The following is a 24,148-nucleotide window of genomic DNA, read 5'->3' as shown; positions in this document are numbered from 1 at the left end:
GAGAGCTAATGACTATAGCGCAAAGCGCTGCAGAAATGTCCAGTAACGCCCCTGTTTTGAGACTAATTCCTGATGATTTCCCTGTTCAATGATTTGTCCGTTGTCCATAACACAAATACGGTCAAAGTGTGCCAGCCCGCGCAGTCTGTGGGTCACCATAATCAGCGTTTTCCCTTGGGCAACATCCCGCAGCAGGGTCAGGATCTGCTGCTCGGTTTCCGCATCCAGCCCTTCCGTCGGCTCATCCAGCAGCATCAGATCTCCGCCATGCAGCAGTGCGCGGGCCAGTCCCAGCCGACGTAGTTCACCACCGGAAAGCTGTCGGCCGCCTTCGCCGAGCCAGGCATTGAGGCCCTGATCGTTATCCAGCAGTTTTTCCAGACCCACCTGCAGCAACGCGTCACACAGTGCCTCATCGCTACTGCCGGGTGCCGCAAGGATCAGGTTGTCCCGCAGGCTGGCGCTGAACAGATGGACACGCTGAGTGACCACGCTGGTGCGGGCGCGCAGCTCGGCTTCACTCCAGTCAGCCAGCGGCTGGTCATTGAGCAAAATGGCACCTTGCTGCGGGTCCCAGGCTCGGGTGAGGAGCTGCAACAGTGTTGACTTACCACAGCCTGTACGACCGAGCAGGGCAATGTGTTCGCCAGCGCGAATATCCAGTGTCACTCCTGCGATAGCGAATGTGCCCTCATCGCCGTAACGGAAACTGACATCCTTCAGGCCAAGCGCGGCACCGGCACGCTGTGGCTGGTCGCCTTGACAGGAGAAGTTGACGGCTGGACGTTGTTCGATAATTTGCGAAACGCGCTGTGCTGACGCAATCACATGGCCCAGATGCTGGAAGGCGGTGCCGACCGGCCCCAGCGCCTCAAAGGCCGCCAGCGCACAGAATACAAACAGCGCAATATAGGCCCCGGGATACGGGTCGCCGCCAATGCCGCTGGCGCTTAACCACAGCAGCAGGGTCACGGCTATCCCTCCCATCAGCATGACAAGCCCCTGAGAAAGACCGGTGAGACTGGCCTGGCGCTGTTGTGCGGCCAGCCATCCCTGTTCGGTTGCCTCCATCGCGCTGCGGAACGAGCGCGCGGCACCGTACAGGCTTAATTCAGCCTGCCCCTGTAACCAGCGTGTCAGGCCGCTGCGGTACTCCCCGCGCAACCGGGTTAAATCAGCACCTACTGGCAGCCCGGCACGGTAAAATACCGGCGGGATCGCGATAAGCGTCAACAGCATTAGCGCACCCAGCGTCAGCGCCAGCCCGCTATCGAGCCAGCTCAGGCCAGTGGTCACCACTACGATCACTGCCAGCGCACCGGCCAGCGGTGAGATCACCCGCAGATAGAGGTGATCCAGCGTATCGACATCTGCCACCAGACGGTTGAGCAACTCTCCTTCGCGAAAGCGGGCGATACCGGCTGGCGAGAGGGGCATGAGCTTACTGAAGGTAAACACGCGCAAATGTTGAAGCACGCGGAAGGTCGTGTCATGGCTGACCAGACGCTCTAAATAACGTGCCACCGTGCGGCTGATGGCCGCGCCGCGCACGCCTGCGGCAGGAAGCATATAATTGAAGCTGTAAATGCCTGCCACACCAGCTAGGGAGGTAGCGGCAAGGAACCAGCCGGAGAGCGTGAGCAGGCCAATGCTGGCCAGTAGCGTCAGTACCGCCAGCACGATACCGGCCAGCAGCCGGATAATATGACGGCGATACAGTTTTAAAAACGGCAGCAGGGTTTTCATTCGAGCGATCCTCCTCGCTGGGCCAACAGGTCGGCAAAGGGGCCCGGCTCATGGGCCAGGATCTCGTGGCTTCCGGTCTGGACAATTTCGCCATCACGCATCAGCCAGATTTCATCCCACTGATCCAGACGGTCCAGCTGGTGGGTGATCAGCAGTGTGCTCTGAGTGTGCGATGCCTGAAGCAGCGCGTGGTTCACATGCTGTTCACTTTGCGCATCCAGGCTGGCATCCGGTTCATCGAGCAGCAGCAGCTGGCAGGGTTTCATCAGGGCGCGTGCAACGGCCACACGCTGCGCCTGGCCGACGGAAAGGCGTGCGGAGCGATCACCGGTTTCATGATCCAGGCCCGCGGGCAGGGCGGGCAGGAATTCACTGACCCCAGCCAGGGCCAGCACCTCTTGCAGGCGGGCGTCATCGTGGTGACCACTCAGCAAAATATTCTGCCGTAAGGTGCTGGCAGGGAGGTGGGGGTTTTGCCCTACCCAGGCAATCTGCTGCTGCCAGTGCGGCAGATCGATATCGCGCACCTCAACGTCATTCACCTTCAGAGATCCGCGATAGGGCAGATAGCCCAGCAAGACATTCATCAGTGAGGTTTTGCCTGCACCGCTTTGTCCAACCAGCGCGATACGCTGTCCGGGGTGCAGTGTGAAATTCAGTGGCCCGGCCAGCGGGGTGCCATCGGCCGTCATTATTACCAGGTCCTGTGCCACCAGACTGAAGCCGTGGCTCAGGTCAGGAGTCAGTGTGCCCCGTTCCACGGAGGCCGCTTCACTCTCTTCAAGGAACGTTTGCAGAGCGTCTGCGGCACCAATGGCCTGCGCTTTGGCATGATAGTAAGTCCCGAGGTCACGCAGCGGCTGATAAAATTCAGGGGCGAGGATCAGGACGAGGAATCCGGCAAATAGCGTGACCGGAGCACTGTAATGGCCAAAGTCGAAGACGCCGAGATAAGAGAAACCAAAGTAGACTGCGATCAGAGCTATAGAGATCGAGGCGAAGAATTCCAGCACGGCGGAAGAAAGAAACGCCATGCGCAGCACTTCCATCGTGCGCTGACGAAACTGATCGGAAGCTTCTGCAATGGTTTCCGTTTCAGCCCGGGCACGGTGGAACAGACGCAGGGTCTCCAGCCCGCGCAGGCGGTCGAGAAACTGGCCGCTGAGACGTGCCAGTGCCTGGAAATTTCGGCGGTTTGCATCTGCCGCACCCATGCCGACCATCGCCATAAACAGGGGAATAAGGGGCGCAGTAGCCAGCAGGATAAGGGAGGCCGCCCAGTTTACCGGGAACAGCATAATGAGCACCAGTAATGGGATCACACCAGCCAGCATCATCTGTGGCAGATAGCGGGCGTAGTAATCCTGCATCTCTTCAATCTGCTCCAGCAGCAGCGTGGCCCAGCTTCCGGCCGGTTTACCCTGTATCCATGCCGGGCCCAGATCAGATAAGCGATCCAGTACCTGGCTCCTTAACGTCTGGCGAATCACCTGTCCGGTTTTAAAGCCGACTTTTTCGCGTAGCCATGCCAGCAAAGCACGGCCAGCGAAACAGGCCAGCAGCAGGGCAAAAGAGGTCAGCAGCGTTTCCCTGGGCTGGTGGTCCACCAGCAACGCCTGCAGTAACGAGGCAAGGAACCAGGCCTGGGCCAGGATGAGCAGGGCGCTTAATGTACCCAACATGAAGGAGAGGCGCAGCCAGCGATGGCCATGCACACTCTGACTTTTCAGCCAGCGGGTGAGGTGTTGTTGTCGTGTTTTATTCATCTGTTGCCGTATTGCCCTGACGTAAACAGTAGTGAGGCAAAGCCCTCAGGAAGATAGGTGTTAAGCGTGGCAATGGTACAATGAGAAGGGTAAAAAGGCGACAATTGCTCGTCGCCTAAGGCAAGATTAGCTCAGAATTTTAACAACTTACTGATTGTTTTTAACTAAACCATCCAGATAACGTTCAGCGTCCAGCGCGGCCATACAGCCCGTCCCGGCAGAAGTGATTGCCTGGCGGTAAATATGATCCATAACGTCACCCGCCGCGAATACGCCAGGGATACTGGTTTGCGTTGCATTGCCCTGAATACCGGACTGGACTTTGATATAGCCATTTTCCAGTGCCAGCTGACCGTTAAAGATAGCGGTATTCGGACTGTGGCCGATGGCGACAAACAGACCCGCCACCTCCAGCGTTTTCGTTGCATCGTCTTTCGTCGAGCGCAGACGCAGGGAACTGACCCCCATCTGATCGCCCAGCACTTCATCCAGGGTATGGTCAGTGTGCAGGACAATGTTGCCGTTTCTGACCTTTTCGTTCAGGCGGTCAATCAGAATTTTTTCCGCACGGAAGCTGTCACGGCGGTGAATAAGATGGACTTCAGCGGCGATATTCGCCAGATAAAGCGCTTCTTCCACCGCGGTATTACCGCCACCAATTACCGCAACTTTCTGATTGCGATAGAAGAAACCATCACAGGTTGCACAGGCTGACACGCCGCGACCTTTAAATGCCTCTTCAGAAGGCAGGCCCAGATAGCGGGCCGATGCCCCGGTCGCAATGATCAGTGCATCAGCCGTGTATTCACCTTCGTCGCCGGTCAGACGGAATGGACGATTTTGTAAATCAACGCTGTGGATATGATCAAAGATGATCTCAGTATTAAATTTCACCGCATGTTCGTGCATGCGTTCCATCAGCAGCGGGCCGGTCAGCTCATTGGCATCGCCAGGCCAGTTTTCGACGTCGGTGGTGGTGGTCAGCTGACCCCCTTTCTCCAGGCCGGTGATCAACACCGGGTTCAGGTTAGCGCGGGCTGCGTAGACGGCAGCGGTATAGCCTGCCGGACCCGAGCCCAGAATCAGTAATTTACTGTGTTTAGCCATACCCATGAAACCCTCATTAATTAACTGGGAAACCTATACCCGGATTGTAGGGAATTTGGCGGGGCAAAAAAAGCATTCTGCGATTTTGTTAACAATTAATGAAAAAGGTTTTACCAATCGTCTGGCTGCATGGGGGGCTGGCGTACTTAAAAAAGCACTTCTTGCTATGTATTGGCCTTTTTAACGGTAAATTTGTCATTGAAAAACAGAGAGACAGGCTCTGGTTTGGCATGTTGTACTGATTTTGTTTGTTTTGCTTTGACAATCGGCTACGCATTTGCGAAAACATTATAAGAAGCAGAGTGTATCAGGTTGCGAAGGGCAGGAGTTCATCCCGCGTTTTGCGCTTATGGCCGGATAGACTCAGCCTGTTATCTGGAATGACGCATGGTGTGGACAGACAACATGCTTCATGCAGATAAGGCGGTTTTTAACTGCCACAGGCTCTATGTCTTCGCTGAGATCAACCCTGTTACATTGATGTCGTTCAGGGTATGGCAGGTAGAGGGAAGGATTTTTAGAGAGACAATAATAATGGTAGACAATAAAAAACGACCGGGTAAAGATCTCGACAGAATTGACCGTAATATCCTGAATGAATTACAAAAGGATGGCCGTATTTCGAACGTCGAACTCTCGAAGCGCGTCGGATTATCTCCGACACCTTGCCTGGAGCGAGTTCGTCGTCTGGAGCGACAGGGCTTTATTCTGGGTTACACCGCGCAGCTCAATCCTCATTATCTGGATGCCTCGTTACTGGTTTTCGTTGAGATTACTCTGAATCGTGGTGCGCCGGATGTGTTTGAGCAATTTAACGCCGCTGTGCAAAAACTTGAGGAAACTCAAGAGTGTCATCTTGTTTCCGGTGATTTCGACTATCTGTTGAAAACCCGCGTGCCCGATATGTCCGCTTATCGTAAATTGCTGGGTGAAACCTTGCTACGCCTGCCGGGCGTGAACGATACCCGTACCTACGTGGTGATGGAAGAAGTGAAACAAAGTAACCGGTTAGTGATTAAAACCCGGTAACACAGGACAGGTGCAAAACCTGTTGGGTTTCGGTACACTCCTGTGAATTCATACAGGTTCAGCGCCGGGGAGACCCGGCGCGATTACCTTCATAGTTTACAGGCACCTGGAGAGTACTCTTGAGCCAGGAATACACAGAAGATAAAGACGTTTCGTTACAACCGTTGAGCAGCGGCCGTCGTCTGCTTGAAGCACTACTTATTGTGGTTGCTCTTTTTGCCATTTATTTGATGGTGGCATTGGTCAGCTTCAACCCTTCCGACCCCAGTTGGTCACAAACGGCCTGGCATGAGCCCATCCACAATTTAGGGGGAGGGGTAGGGGCTTGGCTTGCCGATACGCTATTCTTCATTTTTGGCGTGATGGCTTACGCCCTTCCGCCGGTGATTCTTGGCCTGTGCTGGATCACTTTCAGTCAGCGTCACGTTCAGGATTACATCGACTATTTTGCCGTCGCACTGCGCATGATTGGCGTGCTGGCGCTGGTCGTGACCTCGTGTGGACTGGCCGCAATCAACGCTGACGATATCTGGTATTTCGCATCCGGCGGAGTGATCGGCAGCCTGTTAAGCAATGCGATGGCACCGTATTTTAGCGGGCCGGGCGGCACGCTGACACTGCTGTGTATCTGGGCTGCCGGCCTGACGCTCTACACTGGCTGGTCATGGCTGACGATTGCTGAAAAAATTGGCGGCGTGGTCATGGGGGTTCTCACTTTTGCCAGCAACCGATCACGTGCTGAGGACGAGTGGCATGAAGAGGGGGACGAGGATCAGCAACGGGATACTCCGGTCGTCAGGCGCAGCGTGGCGCAGGATGCGGACGACAGTGATGATATTCTGCTGAAAAAAACGCAGCCTCTCTATGCGGAAGAGGATGATGAGCAGGACGACCCACTGCTGGCATCGCCAGCGGTGAGAGCAGTCGTGCCGGAACCTGCCGCCGCGGTTGCCGTTCCTGCGCCACCTGTTCAGGTTCAGCCTGCACCTGCACCTGCACCTGCACCTGCTGCTCCTGCATCTGCAGCCGAAGCGCAGACCGCTGCACCGCAGCCATCGCTGTATCGTTTTGAAATGCCCACTGACGTTCATACCCCGGCTCCTTCTGTGCCGGTTGAGGACGATGAGGGGCCGAAGATGGGGAACTGGCAGGATAGCTCCGCGTCGTCGCCGTTTGATTTCTCTACGCCGCATGCGTCCCACCCTGCCAGCGTTGCTGCCGCCGCTACGGGTGCGGCCATTGGTGCCGTGGCTCAGTCTGCCACCAGCAACACGCCATTTATGCCAGGCTTTACTGCCACCAGTGGAGAAGATCTTAACCCGCAGGTTAAGCAGGGTATTGGCCCCGAACTGCCGCGTCCGAATCCGGTAAAATTACCGACTCGCCGTGAGCTGGCTTCTTATGGGATCAAATTGCCTTCTCAGCGTATAGCTGAAGAAAAAGCCAAAGAGCAGGATCAGCGTCAGCCTGAGGTAACGGTCTCAGACCCGGTTAACGGGCAAATGGCCACCCCTGAAGAACAGGATGATGCAGAGCAGAATCAACTGCGGGAAGCTTTCCTGGCGCGCGAACAGCAGCGCTACGGTGAGTCATTTGCCGCTGAGGACGAAGATGCACTGCAGCAGGCTGCGCTGGCACGCCAGTTTGCTGAACAGCAGCAGCAGCGCTATACCGGTGAAGAGCAAACCCACCGGCCGGCCTTCACTCTCGACACGGCGGGAGCATTTGACTTCTCACCGATGGACGATCTGGTGGATGATGGCCCGGTTGAACCCCTGTTTACCCTGCCGCCTGTGGCCGAAGTTGAACCGGATGCCCCTGCAACGCCTTCATGGCAGCAGCCTGCTGCCGTACAACAACCCGTGTCGGTGCAACAGCCTGCCGCTGTACAGCAGCAGCCAACGCCGCCTTCCGCTGCCGCGACCCCTGCCTGGCAGCCTGCTGCAGCACCCGCAGCGCAGCCGGTGAAACCGCAGGAGCCGGATATGGAAAGCCTTATCCATCCGTTCCTGATGCGTCATGAGCAGCCAACGTACAAGCCGACGACACCATTACCTACGCTCGATCTGCTTTCATCGCCACCGGCAGAAACAGAGCCGGTCGATCAGTTTGCGCTGGAACAGACCGCCCGTCTGATTGAGGCGCGTCTGGCAGATTATCGCGTTAAAGCAGATGTCGTGGGCTACTCGCCGGGACCGGTGATCACCCGTTTCGAACTGGATCTGGCACCCGGCGTGAAAGCGGCACGTATTTCTAACCTCTCCCGGGATCTGGCGCGTTCACTGTCTGCCGTAGCGGTGCGTGTGGTGGAGGTTATTCCCGGGCGTCCGTACGTGGGGCTGGAGTTACCTAATCTGAAGCGTCAGACGGTGTATCTGCGTGAAGTGCTGGACTGTCCCGCCTTCCGCGATAATCCGTCACCGCTCTCCATTGTGCTCGGTAAGGATATCTCGGGCGATCCGGTTGTCGCCGACCTGGGCAAAATGCCTCACCTGCTGGTTGCCGGTACGACCGGTTCCGGTAAGTCGGTGGGGGTAAATGCCATGATCCTCAGTATTCTCTATAAAGCCACGCCGAAAGAAGTGCGCTTTATCATGATCGACCCGAAAATGCTTGAGCTTTCCGTTTATGAAGGTATTCCTCATCTGCTGACCGATGTGGTCACCGATATGAAAGATGCGGCAAACGCCTTGCGCTGGTGCGTGGTTGAGATGGAGCGACGTTATAAACTGATGTCTGCACTGGGTGTGCGTAATATCGCCGGTTATAACGAGAAAGTGGACATGGCTGAGGCGATGGGCAGGCCGATCCCTGATCCATTCTGGAAGCCAACGGACAGTATGGATATGACACCGCCGGTTCTGGAAAAAGAGCCTTACATCGTCGTGATGGTGGATGAGTTTGCCGACCTGATCATGACTGTCGGTAAAAAGGTGGAAGAGCTGATCGCGCGTCTGGCGCAGAAAGCGCGTGCTGCGGGTATCCATCTGGTACTGGCGACACAACGTCCATCGGTTGATGTCATCACTGGCCTGATCAAGGCCAATATTCCGACACGTATCGCCTTTACCGTATCCAGTAAAATCGACTCGCGTACTATCCTCGATCAGTCCGGTGCTGAGTCACTGCTGGGGATGGGGGACATGCTGTATCTGGCACCGAACTCGTCGATTCCGGTTCGTGTTCACGGTGCTTTCGTCCGGGACCAGGAAGTCCATGCCGTCGTGAAAGACTGGAAGGCGCGTGAACGTCCTCAGTATAAAGAGGGCATTCTCAGCGGTGGTGAAGACGCAGAATCGGGCTCCGGCGGTGTGGACGGTGATGAAGAGCTTGATCAGCTTTTCGATCAGGCTGTGGAGTTTGTAGTTGATAAGCGTCGCGCCTCTATCTCAGGCGTACAGCGACAGTTCCGTATCGGTTATAACCGCGCTGCGCGCATCATCGAACAGATGGAAGCGCAGGGAATCGTTTCGTCACCGGGGCATAACGGTAACCGCGAGGTGCTGGCACCTCCGCCGCATGAGCGATAATAACGTGGTTTGAATACTGCCCCAACAGGCCAGGCTCTGCCTGGCCTGTTGAATTTAAGACGGTTGCCCCCATATTGGCATGATGTGGCCGGGAGAATTCAGTTTTTTCTCCTGTCGCTGTCTTCAGCGCCTGGCTAAAGTTATTCCTGTCACGCTCAACCCGGACCGGGATAAAAGAGTTTTAATAAGGATGCCGTAATGAAAAAATTAATGATTTCCTGCTGTTTGCTGGCCGCGTTCTCTTCTTCTGCGGTGTGGGCTGATGCCTCCAGCGATTTGCAACAGCGCCTGGATAAGGTGAAAAGCTTCCATGCCACCTTTAATCAGAAAGTCACCGACGGCAGCGGGGCTTCAGTACAGGACGGTGAAGGTGAGATGTGGGTTGAGCGTCCCAACCTGTTTAACTGGCATATGACCGCGCCGGACGAAAGCACGCTGATTTCTGATGGTAAAACACTGTGGTTCTATAACCCGTTCGTTGAACAGGTTAGCGCCAGCTGGCTGAAAGACGCCACCAGCAATACGCCGTTTATGCTGATTGCGCGTAACCAGTCGAGCGACTGGAAGCAGTATAATGTTGCGCAGAAAGGGGACGATTTCTCCCTGACGCCGAAAAATGCGGACGGTAATCTGAAGCAGTTTACGATTAATGTCTCTACTAACGGCACCATTAACCAGTTCAGTGCGATTGAACAGGACGGCCAGCGCAGTAGCTATACGCTTAAGAGCCAGCAAAACGGCAGCATCAGCGCCGACAAGTTCAAGTTCACGCCGCCAAAAGGCGTCACCGTGGACGACCAGCGTCAGTGAGGTTTGCGTGAGTAACCTGTCCCTCGACTTTTCCCGTAATGAATTCCAGCCTCTGGCCGCGCGTATGCGGCCACGCACGCTGGCTGAGTATATCGGCCAGCAACATTTGCTTGCAGCCGGTAAACCCCTGCCGAGAGCGATTGAGGCAGGGCATCTGCATTCGATGATTTTATGGGGTCCGCCAGGGACGGGAAAAACGACGCTGGCAGAGATTATTGGTCACTATGGCCAGGCTGACGTCGAACGTATTTCCGCCGTCACTTCCGGGGTAAAAGAGATCCGTGAGGCGATCGAGCGCGCGAGGCAAAATCGTAACGCGGGTCGTCGCACCATCCTTTTTGTCGATGAAGTCCACCGCTTCAATAAAAGCCAGCAGGATGCCTTTCTGCCCCATATTGAAGATGGCACCATCACTTTTATCGGTGCTACAACCGAAAACCCTTCTTTTGAACTTAACTCTGCACTGTTATCACGTGCGCGGGTCTATTTACTGAAGTCCCTGACCAGTGAAGACATTGCGGCCGTTCTCGATCAGGCGATGAACGACAGCGAGCGGGGATACGGTAACGACAATATCGTGTTGCCTGATAATACCCGCAATATGATCGCCGAACTGGTCAACGGTGATGCGCGCCGTGCGCTGAATACGCTGGAAATGATGGCGGACATGGCGGAGGTGAACAGCAAAGCCAAACGTGAGCTTACGCCGCAGTTGCTGAATGAAGTTTCGGGTGAGCGCAGCGCACGCTTCGATAATAAGGGCGATCGCTTCTATGACCTGATCTCCGCGCTGCACAAGTCGGTACGGGGGTCGTCGCCGGACGCCGCCCTGTACTGGTATGCGCGCATTATTACCGCCGGTGGAGACCCGCTTTATGTGGCAAGGCGCTTGCTGGCGATTGCCTCGGAAGACGTCGGCAATGCCGATCCCCGTGGAATGCAGGTGGCGATTGCCGCGTGGGACTGCTTTACCCGCGTAGGGCCGGCAGAAGGTGAACGGGCTATCGCTCAGGCGATCGTTTATCTTGCCTGCGCGCCGAAAAGCAATGCGGTCTATACCGCCTTTAAAGCGGCCATGCGTGATGCCCGCGACAGTCCGGATTATGATGTCCCTGAACATCTGCGCAATGCGCCAACCAAACTGATGAAAGAGATGGGGCTGGGTGCTGAATATCGCTATGCCCATGATGAACCCCATGCTTATGCCGCCGGAGAGGACTATTTTCCTCCACAAATGGCGCAAACGCGTTATTACCAGCCGACCTCACGCGGGCTGGAGGGCAAGATTGGCGAAAAGCTGTCCTGGTTGCATGAACAGGATCAAAATAGCCCGACAAAACGCTACCGCTGACACGGACGTTGCGGTAAGGTTAGCAATGAATTCAACGCATCCGGCATACCGGTGCGTCCCTTCTTTTTACACTCAATCAATCATCACAGGACAAGCATGCTCGATCCCAATCTACTGCGTACTGAGCCAGACGCAGTCGCTGAAAAACTGGCACGCCGTGGCTATAAGCTGGACGTTGATACGCTGCGCGCACACGAAGAGCGTCGTAAAGTATTGCAGGTAGAAACTGAAAACCTGCAGGCAGAGCGTAACTCGCGTTCCAAATCCATCGGGCAGGCCAAAGCACGTGGGGAAGATATCGAGCCATTGCGTCAGGAAGTGAATGTTCTGGGCGAACGCCTGGACGCTGCAAAGGCAGAGCTGGATGCTCTGCTGACCAGCATCAACGACTTTTCAATGGCTATCCCTAACATCCCTGCTGAAGGGGTTCCACTGGGCAAAGATGACAGTGAAAACCAGGAAATCAGCCGCTGGGGTGAACCGCGCAAATTTGATTTTGCCGTGCGTGATCACGTTGAGCTTGGCGAAATGGCTGCCGGACTGGATTTTGCGGCTGCGGTGAAGCTGACCGGTTCCCGCTTTATCGTTATGCGTGGTCAGATTGCGCTGATGCATCGCGCACTGAGCCAGTTCATGCTCGATCTGCATACCGAACAGCATGGCTATCAGGAAACCTACGTGCCTTACCTGGTAAACCATGCCAGCCTGTACGGTACCGGCCAGCTGCCGAAGTTTGGTGAAGATCTGTTCCATACGCGCCCGCTGGAAGAAGAAGCATCCAGCAGCAACTATGCGCTGATCCCGACGTCGGAAGTTCCGCTGACCAACCTGGTGCGCGACGAGATTCTGGAAGAAGAGTCTCTGCCGATCAAAATGACCGCCCATACCCCCTGTTTCCGCTCAGAAGCCGGGGCCTATGGTCGTGATACGCGCGGCCTGATCCGCATGCACCAGTTCGACAAAGTTGAAATGGTGCATATCACGCGCCCGGAAGATTCAATGGATGCGCTTGAAGAGCTGGTGGGCCACGCAGAGAAAGTGCTGCAACTGCTGAACCTGCCTTATCGTAAGGTGCTGCTTTGTACCGGAGACATGGGCTTTGGTTCGCACAAAACGTACGATCTGGAAGTATGGTTGCCAGCTCAGGATACTTACCGTGAGATCTCGTCCTGTTCCAATATGGGCGATTTCCAGGCGCGCCGCATGAAAGCCCGCTGTCGTCCTCGCGGTGAAAAGGCTACGCGCCTGGTTCACACGCTGAACGGTTCTGGCCTGGCCGTTGGCCGCACGCTGGTGGCGGTACTGGAAAACTATCAGCAGGCAGACGGGCGCATTGAAGTGCCGGAAGTCCTGCGTCCGTATATGAAAGGCCTGACCTCTATTGGCTAAGCCCGATATACCGTACCAGAGGAAACCCGCCGCCGGCGGGTTTTTTTACGTCTGAGTTCGAACAAAAAATATGATGGATGTTGCAGAGACCAGCTTAGCAGTAATGAATAAATTCAACGAGATAATACCCCACTGATGTCGTTGCCCGTCAGAGCTAACCCTTCGTAGATAAAAATATTAAATCGGTGTTCTGCAAATCGTGCGCATCACGATTTATTGTGCTTTTCCAAATGCTTGCGCAGTGGCATGATGCGCGCAAAATCTTCCTCGTTTCGGTTCTCCAATACTATGTCCACCTGGTCACGTCCCGTTCTGGTGCTGCTGTGCGGCTTACTGCTGCTCACGGTTTCTATTGCCGTGCTGAATACACTGGTGCCGCTCTGGCTGACGCATGATGCGCTGCCGACCTGGCAGGTTGGTATGGTCAGCTCCTCGTACTATTGTGGCAATCTGCTGGGAACGTTACTGGCCGGATGGGTCATCAAGCGCTACGGGTTTAATCGCAGTTATTATCTGGCCTCACTGGTATTTGCCCTGGCGACGGTAGCCCTTGCGCTGGGGACGGGGTTCTGGTCATGGACGCTCTGGCGTTTTGTGGCGGGTATTGGCTGCGCTCTGATCTGGGTGGTAGTGGAAAGTGCCTTGCTATGCAACGGCACCCTGCGCAACCGCGGGCGGCTGCTGGCAGCCTATATGATCGTCTATTATATTGGCACGGTCATTGGCCAGCTGCTGGTAAGTAAAGTCTCCACCGAACTGATGCATGTCCTGCCGTGGGTCAGCAGCATTATTCTGGCGGCAGTCCTGCCGCTTGTCTTCTGCCGCGTCACGGCAAGCCAGGAAGACGAAGAGACCCCGCCAGGGCGTATGTGGCCGATGCTGCGCCGTCGTAATGCCCGCCTGGGCATCAACGGCTGCATTATTTCCGGGATTGTACTGGGTTCATTGTATGGCCTGATGCCGCTGTATCTCTCCCATCAGGGGATGAGTGACTCAACGGTGGGCTACTGGATGGCGCTGCTGGTCAGTGCGGGGATTATCGGTCAGTGGCCGATAGGGCGACTTGCGGATCGTTATGGCCGGCTGCTGGTTCTGCGTGTTCAGGTGTTTATGGTGATCCTCGGTGCACTGGCAATGTTAAGTAATGCTGCCATGGCTCCGGCGCTGTTCATCCTTGGCTGCGCCGGTTTCACTCTTTATCCGGTGGCTATGTCCTGGGCCTGTGAAACGGTGGCTCATCACGAACTGGTGGCAATGAACCAGGCGCTGTTACTGAGCTATACCGTTGGCAGCCTGGTGGGCCCGACCATGACCTCGATGCTGATGCAGAACTATTCAGACCGGTTGTTGTTCGTAATGATTGCCGGAGTGGCGCTGATCTATCTGGTGATGCTACTGCGTAAAGCCGATCATCACGCAACACCGGTGGCGCACGCGTAAATGAAAAAAGGCTGACCGGGAAAGAAGGTCAGCCTCTGCGGTGCAGAAACGATCGGCATCAGTGGGGTAAAGGAGGGCTGACCATTAGTACATTACGTGATGGCCGTAACCTTCCAGAATATGTTTTACCCGCTCCATCGTTTCTGCTTTTGGTGGATGAACACCGTCCAGCTTGTACTCCTCGCCCATTGCGATCCACTTATGCTTGCCCAACTCATGATAGGGCAGCAGTTCAATCTTCTCCACGTTACCCATATCGCGAGTGAACTCACCCAGGCGGTGCGCTGATTCATCATCATCAGAATAGCCGGGCACGACCACGTAGCGGATCCAGGTACGGATCCCGCGTTTGGCAAGATAGCGGGCAAAATCAAGGGTACGGTGATTAGAGACACCGACCAGAATCTGATGGACGTCATCATTAATCTGTTTCAGGTCGAGCATCACCAGGTCAGTGACGTCCAGTAGCTCGTCGATAACCGGATCGTAGCGGCGCACAAAGCCATTGGTATCAAGACAGGTATTAATGCCTTCCGCCTGACAGGCGCGGAACCAGTCACGGACGAATTCTGCCTGAAGGATCGCCTCACCGCCGGAAGCCGTTACACCGCCTCCCGAGGCATTCATAAAATGGCGATAGGAGACAACGTCCTTCATTAATTCTTCAACGGTGATTTCTTTGCCGCCGTGAGTATCCCAGGTATCACGGTTATGGCAATACAGGCAGCGCATCAGGCAGCCCTGGAAGAAGGTGATAAAACGGATGCCGGGGCCGTCAACGGTCCCGCAGGATTCAAAAGAGTGGATGCGACCGGTTACTGACATTGCGATGAGTTCTCCACGGTGACACAGTCTTTAGCTGTGTTAAGTCTGTTTTGGCAGTGATCCGAATCAGACAACTGACAAAACCGGCTGGTGGCAGGCAGGCTCCCCGGAGGAAGCCTGCACAATGCACTGACTGTATTACATGCTTTGCGTAAAGGTACGTGTAATCACGTCCTGTTGCTGCTCTTTAGTCAGCGAGTTAAAGCGAACGGCGTAGCCAGAGACGCGAATGGTCAGCTGCGGATATTTTTCCGGATCTTCCATCGCTTCCAGCAGCATTTCGCGGTTCATTACGTTGACGTTCAGGTGCTGACCGCCTTCGATGCTGGCCTCATGATGGAAGTAACCATCCATCAGACCGGCAAGGTTGGTTTTACGCACATCATCGTTTTTACCTAGCGCGTTTGGCACGATAGAGAAGGTGTATGAGATACCATCTTTTGCGTAAGCAAACGGTAGTTTAGCCACGGAGGTGAGTGAGGCAACGGCACCTTTCTGGTCACGACCGTGCATTGGGTTAGCACCTGGTCCAAACGGTGCGCCAGCGCGACGGCCATCCGGGGTGTTACCGGTTTTCTTGCCATACACCACGTTAGAGGTAATGGTCAGAACAGACTGAGTTGGTACCGCGTTACGGTAGGTCTGCAGCTTCTGAATTTTCTTCATGAAACGTTCAACCAGGTCGCAGGCAATATCATCAACGCGTGAATCGTTATTACCAAACTGCGGGTATTCGCCTTCGATTTTGAAGTCAACGGCCAGACCATCTTCATCACGAATGGTCGACACTTTTGCATATTTGATTGCAGACAGTGAGTCAGCCGCCACCGACAGGCCCGCGATACCACAGGCCATTGTACGGTAAACGTCACGGTCATGCAGTGCCATCAGCGAGGCTTCATAGCTATACTTGTCATGCATGTAGTGGATAACGTTCAGCGCGGTCACATACTGTTTGGCCAGCCAGTCCATAAAGTGATCCATACGGTCCATCACTTTATCGTAATCCAGCACTTCATCCATCATTGGCGCTTCTTTCGGGCCAACCTGCATTTTCATTTTTTCATCCACGCCGCCGTTGATGGCATACAGCATGGTTTTAGCCAGGTTAGCACGGGCACCGAAGAACTGCATCTGTTTGCCGACGATCATCGGGCTGACACAACAGGCGATGGCGTAGTCATCATTGTTGAAGTCAGGACGCATCAGATCATCATTTTCATACTGCAGAGATGAGGTGTCGATAGACACTTTGGCTGCGTATTTTTTGAAGTTCAGTGGCAGTTTTTCTGACCACAGGATAGTCATGTTAGGCTCTGGTGAAGGACCCATGGTGTAGAGCGTGTTCAGGAAGCGGAAGGTGTTTTTAGTCACCATGGTCCGGCCGTCAACGCCCATACCAGCAAGGGATTCGGTTGCCCAGATTGGGTCACCAGAGAACAGCTCATCATATTCTGGCGTACGCAGGAAGCGCACCATGCGCAGCTTCATCACCAGGTGGTCAATCAGTTCCTGTGCTTCCAGTTCGGTGATTTTGCCCGCCTTCAGGTCGCGTTCAAAATAGATATCCAGGAAGGTCGACACGCGTCCAAAGGACATCGCTGCGCCATTCTGTGATTTCACCGCAGCCAGGTAACCGAAGTAGGTCCACTGAACGGCTTCTTTAGCACTGGTTGCCGGGCCAGAGATATCACAGCCATATTTCGCCGCCATATCTTTAATCTGCTGCAGAGCGTGATGCTGATCGGCAATCTCTTCACGCAGGCGGATAGTGGCTTCGAGGTTAACGCCATTTTCCATGTCGCTCTGCAGAGAGGTGAACTGAGCAAATTTGTCTTTCATCAGCGCATCGATACCGTACAGCGCGACGCGACGATAGTCCCCAATGATACGACCACGGCCATACGCATCTGGCAGACCGGTCAGTACGCCTGACTTACGGCAGCGCAGAATATCGGGGGTATAGACATCGAATACACCCTGATTATGGGTTTTGCGGTATTCGGTGAAGATTTTTTTCACTGTCGGGTCGAGTTCACGGCCATAGACTTTGCAGGAGCCTTCGACCATTTTGATGCCACCGAACGGAATCAGGGCACGTTTTAAGGGGGCTTCGGTTTGCAGACCGACAATTTTTTCCAGGCTTTTATTAATATAGCCTGCGTCATGAGAGGTGATGGTTGATGGCAGATCGGTATCAAAATCAACAGGCGCATGGGTGCGGTTTTCCTGTTTGATGCCTTCCATGACGGTATCCCACAGAGCCGTCGTTGCCTCGGTGGCGCCGGCCAGGAACGCTTCGTCGCCTTCATACGGTGTGTAGTTTTTCTGGATGAAGTCACGGACGTTAATGCTGGTCTGCCATTCACCCTGTGCAAAGCTTTCCCAGGCTGTCGCCATTTTTTGATTAAGCTCGGTCATTTGATACCTACCTTATAACGTGAAGTTCGTTGTACGTTCCCGCCGGGTGACATCACACCGACAGTTGCAAGAATCTGTTCATGGGCCTGTCAGTGATGGTCGCCATCACGCAGATAAATCACCCAATACGTCAAGCCCACCAGTAACCCGCCACCGATAATGTTGCCCAGCGTCACCGGGATAAGGTTATCGGTAATAAAGTGGCTTACGGTCAGGTGTGTAAACTGGTCCGCACTCGCTCCGGTTGCCTGCCAGAATTCGGGTGTGGCGAAATCTTTGATAATAATGGCCATGGGGACCAGAAACATGTTGGCGATGCTGTGCTCAAAACCGCTGGCCACAAACATGGCGACAGGCAGTACCATGGCAAACATTTTGTCCAGCAGGCTGCGTCCGGAGTAGCTCATCCACACGGCCATGCATACCATCAGGTTCGCCAGGATGCCAAGGCAGACGGCTTCAATAAAAGTATGGTGCATCTTATGGTCCGCGGTTTGCAGGACATTCAGCCCCCAGGCTCCGTTGGCCACCATGTATTGTCCGGCAAACCAGATCAGTGCGACAAAGAAGATAGCGCCGATAAAATTCCCGATATAAACGATGATCCAGTTGCGGGCGAGCTGTAACCAACTGATGCGACCGCTGGCTTTAGCCACGACGGTGAGAACGGTAGAGGTGAAAAGGTCCGCACCACACACGACCACAAGCATCAGCCCTAGTGAAAAGCAGATGCCACCTACCAGTTTGGCCAGTCCCCAGGGAACGGCTGCGGTGCCTGTCGTTGCCGTAATATAGAAAGCAAAAGCGATGGAGATAAATACCCCAGCGGTTATCGCCAGAAAGAAGGTGGTGAAGGGATGTTTTGTCGCTTTATAAACGCCAGCGTCTTCGGCAACTTTTGCCATTTCGGATGGTAATAACAGATCAAAGGGGTTGCCAGCTTTCACACTAACGTCCTCTCAAAAGTAGTCGGCAAGGAAAGTCTAGCAAACGAGTATAGGAGAGAAATTGACGTGGATCATACAGGCCCGGCAAAGTAGCTGCTAATGACTTGTTTTTAATAAGGTTAATATGCGTAACTTGCTGTTTTTAATCATATAAAACTTTTTTAATAATTAAAAAAATATTTGAGTCTCACACAATAGAAATAAAGTGAAGCGTGAACATATCACAGTAAATATAGCGTAATTGTGACAATAAAAAAGGTAACAGCCTGCGCCGTTACCTTTTTTTAACCTGCCGCGAATGATATGGCAGAAATAAATAAAAATTAATCTGAAATGACACAGCGATACGGTGTCATTTTTCTCGCAGCATTATTTCCAGTACAGACGTTTAGCCGCCTGCAGTTTTTCATAAGCCGCCAGCAAAGACTGATGCGCAGGGAACGCGTTAAGATCGCTGTCAACGCTCTGCAAACCATAGAAAGGTGCTTCACCGCTGATTGCCGCAGAAGCATTGTCTACGGCTTCCTGACCATACATGCGTACAAACGCCGTATGATACTGAAGGGGATCGCGGCCTTCTTCCTGGCTCAGTAACAGCAGCGTTTGCAGGCAGCGATAGTAGTTGGCACGCTCCGCACTAAAGATTGACTGGTTAAACTCCATTGTCCATTCTGTCCAGATCAATGCCTGCTCCAGGTCGCCTGCGGCCAGCGCCAGCATCGCTTTCAGCTCACCGATACGCAGTGTGTACCAGCCGTTATCTTTACCCGTCGCCAGACCCAGAAGCTCACGTACGCGGGTGAAATCGTCATGGCCATCTTCATCTAACTGCTCCAGCAGAGAAAGATAGTCTGCTTTTTCCCAACGGCTTTCTGGCAGACTGAGCAGCGTATCACGCAGATAGGCACCCATGCTGTTGTTGGCCAGCAGCAAATCTTCGGCCGGATAGATATCTGACATGCCGGGAACGATAATGCGGCACGCATAAACGTCCAGGTGCTCGTAGTCGGCGATATAAACTTCCTGCTCTTCAGCGTTGAAGATCGCCATCAGAGTGGCAAACTCTTCTTCTGTACTGCCTTTGAAGCTCCAGTCCACAAAGGGATAATCTGCATCGTCTTTAAACATATCCCACGAGATCAGGCCGCTGGAGTCGATAAAGTGTGTTTCCAGGTTGGCATGTTCTGCGACTTCTTCATCATCGAAGGTGGGTGGGGTGAAGACATCCAGATCTTTCAGGCCACGGCCCTGCAGAAGTTCTGTGACGGTACGCTCCAGGGCAACGCCAAAATCAGGGTGCGCACCGAATGAAGCAAAACAGGTTCCATTGGCAGGGTTAAACAGCACCACGCAGATGACCGGGTATTTACCGCCCAGGGAAGCATCATAGGAGAAGATAGGGAACCCTTCTGCTTCCAGCGAAGCGATAGCCTCGACAACGCCCGGATAACGGTTTAATACATCCTGCGGGATCAGCGGCAGGCTGATGGATTCCGCGATAATTCGGTTTTTAATGTAACGTTCAAATACCTCAGACAACCCCTGAACGCGCGCTTCGTTAGCGGTGTTACCAGCAGACATCCCGTTCGACACGTACAGGTTACCGATAATATTCATCGGGATATAAACGGTTTGCTGATCTGACTGACGGGTAAACGGCAGGCCACAAATGCCGCGTGCGGCGTTGCCTGACTGAAGATCAATCAGATCGCTGGCGCTGACCTCATTTTCCGGGTCATAGAACTCACGCAGGCGGGCATCAAGAATCCCCTCCGGTAGCTGATCATCTTCCGGCAGCGGGAACCACTTCTCGTTAGGGTAATGGACAAAATCGCCCTTGGCGATCTTCTCACCCAGCCAGAAGTCGGCAAAGAAATAGTTAGTAGACAAGCGTTCAAAGTATTCGCCCAGCGCAGAGGCCAGAGCAGCTTTTTTACTGGCACCTTTACCGTTGGTAAAACAGAGCGGGCAGTCGCGGTCGCGAATATGGACTGACCAGACATTTGGCACCGGGTTCAGCCAGGAGGCCTCTTCAATATTGAAGCCGAGATCCTGCAGTTTTTGCTGAAAGCGTGCGATGGAAACTTCCAGCGCGGCGTCTTTGCCTGGTATATAAGTTTGAGTCATTTTGTCCACTCGTGATTGATTGTGCGGAAAGCGCGCAATGATACGGGGTTTCTGCCGGAATCGCTATCCGGCACGGCTAATTTCATCATGGCAAGAATGCCATTTTTCAGCGAAAAGAGAACCGGTCTGTTTTTCTATTGGGAAAACGCCTCACAAAATATCGTCTGCTTTTGCATTTGCCCTACAAGCTGTTGCGGCAGGTCGCAGTAAACTGGCCAGCTGCCCGGATAAATCATTGCAGCATGAAGGTGGCAGTGATAAAACCGATAGAGGAATCAAAACCGATTGATCTGAAAGTGGTGAGGGGAAATGAGTCAGGTTTTCAATTTTAGCTCAGGCCCGGCTATGTTGCCGGTAGAAGTGCTTCGTCGCGCTGAACAGGAACTCTGCAACTGGCAGGGACTGGGAACCTCCGTGATGGAGATCAGCCACCGTAGTAAGGAGTTTATTCAGGTTGCCGAAGAGGCAGAAAAAGATTTTCGCGATCTGCTGAAAATTCCCTCTAACTATAAAGTTTTATTCTGTCATGGTGGTGCGCGGGCGCAGTTTGCAGCCATCCCGATGAACCTGCTGGGCCAGCATACGACAGCGGATTACATTGATGGTGGCTATTGGGCTGCCAGCGCCGTGAAAGAGGCGCAGAAATACTGCACGCCAAACGTCATTAATGCGAAAACGACCATTGAGGGGCTGCGTGGCATTACCCCAATGAGCCAGTGGGCACTGTCTGATGAGGCCGCTTACGTTCATTACTGCCCGAATGAGACCATAGACGGTATCGCTATTCCGGAAACGCCTGACTTTGGTGACAAAGTTGTGGTCGCGGATCTCTCCTCCACCATTCTGTCATCCCCCATTGATGTTAATCGTTTCGGCGTGCTGTATGCCGGTGCGCAGAAAAATATCGGACCGGCGGGGCTCACGCTGGTCGTGGTGCGTGAAGACCTGCTGGGACAGGCGCGTAAAGAACTGCCTTCCATTCTTGATTACAAGGTGCTGGCCGAAAACGAATCCATGTTTAATACGCCGCCGACATTTGCCTGGTATCTCTCCGGGCTGGTCTTCAAGTGGCTGAAAGAGCAGGGCGGTGTTGCCGAGCTGGATAAACGTAATCAGGCCAAAGCAGACCTGCTGTATGGCACCATCGATAACAGCAGCTTCTACCGTAATGATGTAGCCGCGGCTAACCGCTCTCGTATGAATGTGCCTTTCCAGTTAGCGGATGCCTCATTGGATCAGCTATTCCTGGAAGAGTCTTTTGCGGCGGGCTTACATGCATTAAAAGGCCATCGTGTCGTCGGTGGGATGCGTGCCTCGATTTACAATGCTATGCCGCTGCAGGGTGTGAAGACGCTGACCGACTTTATGGTCGACTTCGAACGTCGTCACGGCTAAGGTACATCTGCGCTATGCAGTAAGCTTTGCATCTGAAACCCCGCGCCCAGCGGGGTTTCATCGTAATTATTTTGGAGAATATGTTTCACATGCAGGATTCCCTGACGTTACAACCTATCGCCCTGGTCGACGGTACCGTTAACCTTCCCGGTTCCAAGAGCGTGTCTAACCGTGCACTGCTGCTGGCAGCGCTGGCAAAAGGCACGACCCGCCTGACCAATCTGCTCGACAGTGATGATGTCCGCCACATGCTGAATGCGCTTCAGGCGCTGGGCGTACATTTTTCGCTGTCTGACGACCGCACGGTGTGTGAAGTTGTCGGTCAGGGGGGGGCACTGAAGGCGGAAGGTCCGATAGAACTGTTTCTCGGTAATGCCGGCACGGCCATGCGTCCACTGGCGGCGGCGCTGTGTCTGGGCGCGAACGATATCGTGCTGACGGGTGAACCTCGCATGAAAGAGCGGCCCATCGGGCACCTGGTGGATGCCTTACGTCAGGGAGGCGCTGAGGTCGATTACCTTGAGCAGCCAGACTATCCGCCGCTGCGCCTGAAAGGGGGATTCAGGGGGGGAGAAGTAGCCGTGGACGGCAGCGTTTCCAGCCAGTTCCTGACAGCACTGCTGATGACCGCGCCTTTAGCTGAAAGTGATACCCGTATTGTGATCAAAGGTGACCTGGTTTCAAAACCCTACATCGATATCACGCTTAACCTGATGGCAACCTTTGGCGTTCAGGTGGAAAATGAAGAGTATCGCGCCTTCCACATCCGCGGCCAGCAGCAGTACCAGGCTCCGGGTGAATATCTGGTTGAAGGCGATGCGTCGTCTGCCTCTTATTTCCTCGCCGCTGCCGCGATTAAAGGCGGTACGGTCAAAGTGACCGGTATCGGACGCAACAGCATGCAGGGTGATATTCGTTTTGCCGACGTGCTGGAAAAAATGGGTGCCAGCGTGGAGTGGGGCGATGATTTTATTGCCTGCACGCGTGGCACACTTAACGCAATCGACCTGGATATGAACCATATCCCGGATGCGGCAATGACCATTGCAACGGCCGCCTTGTTTGCGAAAGGCACAACGGTGATGCGTAATATCTATAACTGGCGCGTGAAAGAGACGGATCGTCTTGCGGCTATGGCCACTGAGCTTCGCAAAGTGGGCGCGGAAGTTGAAGAAGGGCATGACTTCATTCGTATTACACCGCCAGCGCAGATCCAGTTTGCTGAAATCGGCACCTATAATGACCACCGTATGGCGATGTGTTTCTCGCTGGTGGCACTTTCCTCCACGCCAGTGACTATTCTTGATCCTAAATGCACGGCCAAAACGTTCCCTGACTATTTTGAACAACTGGGTCGTATCAGCCAGCTGGCGTAGCGGGCCTCTGTTTGGTTAGGTGTACCGCTAATCAGCCACAAAGGTGCACCGACCAACGCAGTTGCAGCTTCATGCGTGAAGGGTATAATGCGCGTCGATATTTGCCCGGGCACTGGTTGCCCCGGCATCCCACCGACAGGAGAACGACATGACGGCAATAGCCCCAGTGATCACCATTGATGGCCCAAGTGGTGCAGGGAAAGGCACTTTGTGCAAAGCGATGGCCGAGTCGTTGCAGTGGCACCTGTTGGATTCCGGCGCAATTTATCGCGTTCTGGCGCTGGCTGCGCTGCATCATCAGGTGGATATCACTTCAGAAGAGGCTCTGGTGCCGATCGCTGCCCATCTTGATGTTCGTTTTGTATCCAGTAATGGCGAAATGGAAGTGATCCTGGAGGGAGAAGATGTCTCCAGTGAAATCCGCACTCAGGACGTCAGTAATACAGCCTCGAAAGTGGCAGCGTTCCCCCGTGTGCGTGAAGCCTTATTGCGCCGTCAGCGCGCTTTCCGTGATTTCCCGGGTTTAATTGCCGATGGCCGCGATATGGGAACGGTTGTTTTCCCCGATGCGCCGGTGAAAATTTTCCTGGATGCGAGTTCTGAAGAGCGTGCCCATCGCCGCATGCTACAGTTGCAGGAAAAGGGCTTTAGTGTTAACTTTGAGCGCCTTTTATCTGAGATAAAAGAGCGTGATGAGCGTGATCGCAATCGTGCCATCGCACCTCTGGTGCCGGCAGATGATGCTTTAGTCCTTGATTCAACGACGATGTCGATTGAAGAGGTGATTGAAGTTGCGTTAAATTATGCGCGGGAAAAACTCACGCTGGCTTAAAAATAAGCTACGCTTAATGACCTCTGTATGAGCCCTTGCTCACAGAACGATTTATCT

Annotated in this window: 16 protein-coding genes; 9 read left to right on the top strand and 7 right to left on the bottom strand. The window is 54.0% G+C overall.

Going from position 1 to position 24,148, the window contains the following annotated elements:
• Positions 1 to 12: 12 nt before the first annotated feature.
• The 3 genes from cydC to trxB form a co-directional block, all read right to left on the bottom strand.
• Entirely contained in the window at positions 13 to 1,746 is a 1,734-nt protein-coding gene (cydC, locus tag IFU29_RS07105; RefSeq protein ID WP_191933305.1) for a heme ABC transporter ATP-binding protein/permease CydC, read from the bottom strand.
• Positions 1,743 to 3,512, bottom strand: a complete 1,770-nt coding sequence (gene cydD, locus IFU29_RS07100) for a heme ABC transporter permease/ATP-binding protein CydD (RefSeq protein ID WP_191933304.1) — start codon at positions 3,510 to 3,512, stop codon at positions 1,743 to 1,745. The genes cydC and cydD overlap by 4 nt, the downstream gene beginning before the upstream one ends.
• 147 nt (positions 3,513 to 3,659) lie before the next feature.
• Positions 3,660 to 4,625: a thioredoxin-disulfide reductase gene (gene trxB / locus IFU29_RS07095; protein ID WP_191933303.1), complete on the bottom strand. Its 966-nt coding sequence runs from the start codon at positions 4,623 to 4,625 to the stop codon at positions 3,660 to 3,662.
• A 528-nt stretch (positions 4,626 to 5,153) separates the two neighbouring features.
• On the opposite strand from trxB, the gene lrp reads away from it, so the two are divergent.
• The 6 genes from lrp (at position 5,154) to IFU29_RS07065 (ending at position 14,168) form a co-directional block, all read left to right on the top strand.
• Positions 5,154 to 5,648 (top strand): leucine-responsive transcriptional regulator Lrp, encoded by a 495-nt coding sequence (gene lrp, locus IFU29_RS07090; RefSeq protein WP_006118610.1) that lies wholly within the window; start codon positions 5,154 to 5,156, stop codon positions 5,646 to 5,648.
• A gap of 119 nt (positions 5,649 to 5,767) precedes the next feature.
• Positions 5,768 to 9,178, top strand: a complete 3,411-nt coding sequence (locus IFU29_RS07085; RefSeq protein ID WP_191933302.1) for a DNA translocase FtsK 4TM domain-containing protein — start codon at positions 5,768 to 5,770, stop codon at positions 9,176 to 9,178.
• Between the two features lie 198 nt (positions 9,179 to 9,376).
• Positions 9,377 to 9,988 carry an outer membrane lipoprotein chaperone LolA gene (gene lolA, locus IFU29_RS07080; RefSeq protein WP_191933301.1) on the top strand — a complete coding sequence of 204 codons (612 nt, stop codon included), beginning with the start codon at positions 9,377 to 9,379 and terminating at the stop codon, positions 9,986 to 9,988.
• A 7-nt stretch (positions 9,989 to 9,995) separates the two neighbouring features.
• On the top strand, positions 9,996 to 11,339 hold the full coding sequence (locus tag IFU29_RS07075) for an AAA family ATPase (protein ID WP_191933300.1): 1,344 nt from the start codon (positions 9,996 to 9,998) through the stop codon (positions 11,337 to 11,339).
• Positions 11,340 to 11,435: 96 nt separating this feature from the next.
• Complete coding sequence (gene serS / locus IFU29_RS07070) at positions 11,436 to 12,728, top strand: serine--tRNA ligase (protein ID WP_191933299.1); 1,293 nt, start codon at positions 11,436 to 11,438, stop codon at positions 12,726 to 12,728.
• Between the two features lie 288 nt (positions 12,729 to 13,016).
• Positions 13,017 to 14,168 (top strand): MFS transporter, encoded by a 1,152-nt coding sequence (locus IFU29_RS07065; RefSeq protein ID WP_191933298.1) that lies wholly within the window; start codon positions 13,017 to 13,019, stop codon positions 14,166 to 14,168.
• An 84-nt stretch (positions 14,169 to 14,252) separates the two neighbouring features.
• Here the strand turns inward: IFU29_RS07065 and pflA are convergent, their stop codons facing one another.
• From pflA to ycaO, 4 genes are all read right to left on the bottom strand, one after another.
• Positions 14,253 to 14,993, bottom strand: a complete 741-nt coding sequence (gene pflA, locus IFU29_RS07060; protein WP_062743878.1) for a pyruvate formate lyase 1-activating protein — start codon at positions 14,991 to 14,993, stop codon at positions 14,253 to 14,255.
• Positions 14,994 to 15,131: 138 nt separating this feature from the next.
• Positions 15,132 to 17,414 (bottom strand): formate C-acetyltransferase, encoded by a 2,283-nt coding sequence (gene pflB / locus IFU29_RS07055; protein ID WP_191933297.1) that lies wholly within the window; start codon positions 17,412 to 17,414, stop codon positions 15,132 to 15,134.
• An 89-nt stretch (positions 17,415 to 17,503) separates the two neighbouring features.
• On the bottom strand, positions 17,504 to 18,361 hold the full coding sequence (focA, locus tag IFU29_RS07050) for a formate transporter FocA (RefSeq protein ID WP_191933296.1): 858 nt from the start codon (positions 18,359 to 18,361) through the stop codon (positions 17,504 to 17,506).
• Positions 18,362 to 18,730: 369 nt separating this feature from the next.
• Positions 18,731 to 20,488 (bottom strand): 30S ribosomal protein S12 methylthiotransferase accessory factor YcaO, encoded by a 1,758-nt coding sequence (gene ycaO, locus IFU29_RS07045; protein ID WP_191933295.1) that lies wholly within the window; start codon positions 20,486 to 20,488, stop codon positions 18,731 to 18,733.
• A 309-nt stretch (positions 20,489 to 20,797) separates the two neighbouring features.
• Between ycaO and serC the strand changes: the two genes are divergently transcribed.
• The 3 genes from serC (at position 20,798) to cmk (ending at position 24,091) form a co-directional block, all read left to right on the top strand.
• Entirely contained in the window at positions 20,798 to 21,883 is a 1,086-nt protein-coding gene (serC, locus tag IFU29_RS07040; RefSeq protein ID WP_191933294.1) for a 3-phosphoserine/phosphohydroxythreonine transaminase, read from the top strand.
• Positions 21,884 to 21,972: 89 nt separating this feature from the next.
• Positions 21,973 to 23,259 carry a 3-phosphoshikimate 1-carboxyvinyltransferase gene (gene aroA, locus IFU29_RS07035; RefSeq protein WP_191933293.1) on the top strand — a complete coding sequence of 429 codons (1,287 nt, stop codon included), beginning with the start codon at positions 21,973 to 21,975 and terminating at the stop codon, positions 23,257 to 23,259.
• Between the two features lie 148 nt (positions 23,260 to 23,407).
• On the top strand, positions 23,408 to 24,091 hold the full coding sequence (gene cmk, locus IFU29_RS07030; protein ID WP_191933292.1) for a (d)CMP kinase: 684 nt from the start codon (positions 23,408 to 23,410) through the stop codon (positions 24,089 to 24,091).
• Positions 24,092 to 24,148: the final 57 nt, after the last annotated feature.

The organism is Erwinia persicina, from assembly GCF_014838825.1.
In the GTDB taxonomy this organism is placed as follows: Bacteria; Pseudomonadota; Gammaproteobacteria; order Enterobacterales; family Enterobacteriaceae; genus Erwinia; species Erwinia persicina_A.
This window is presented reverse-complemented; position numbering and strand designations above follow the sequence as displayed.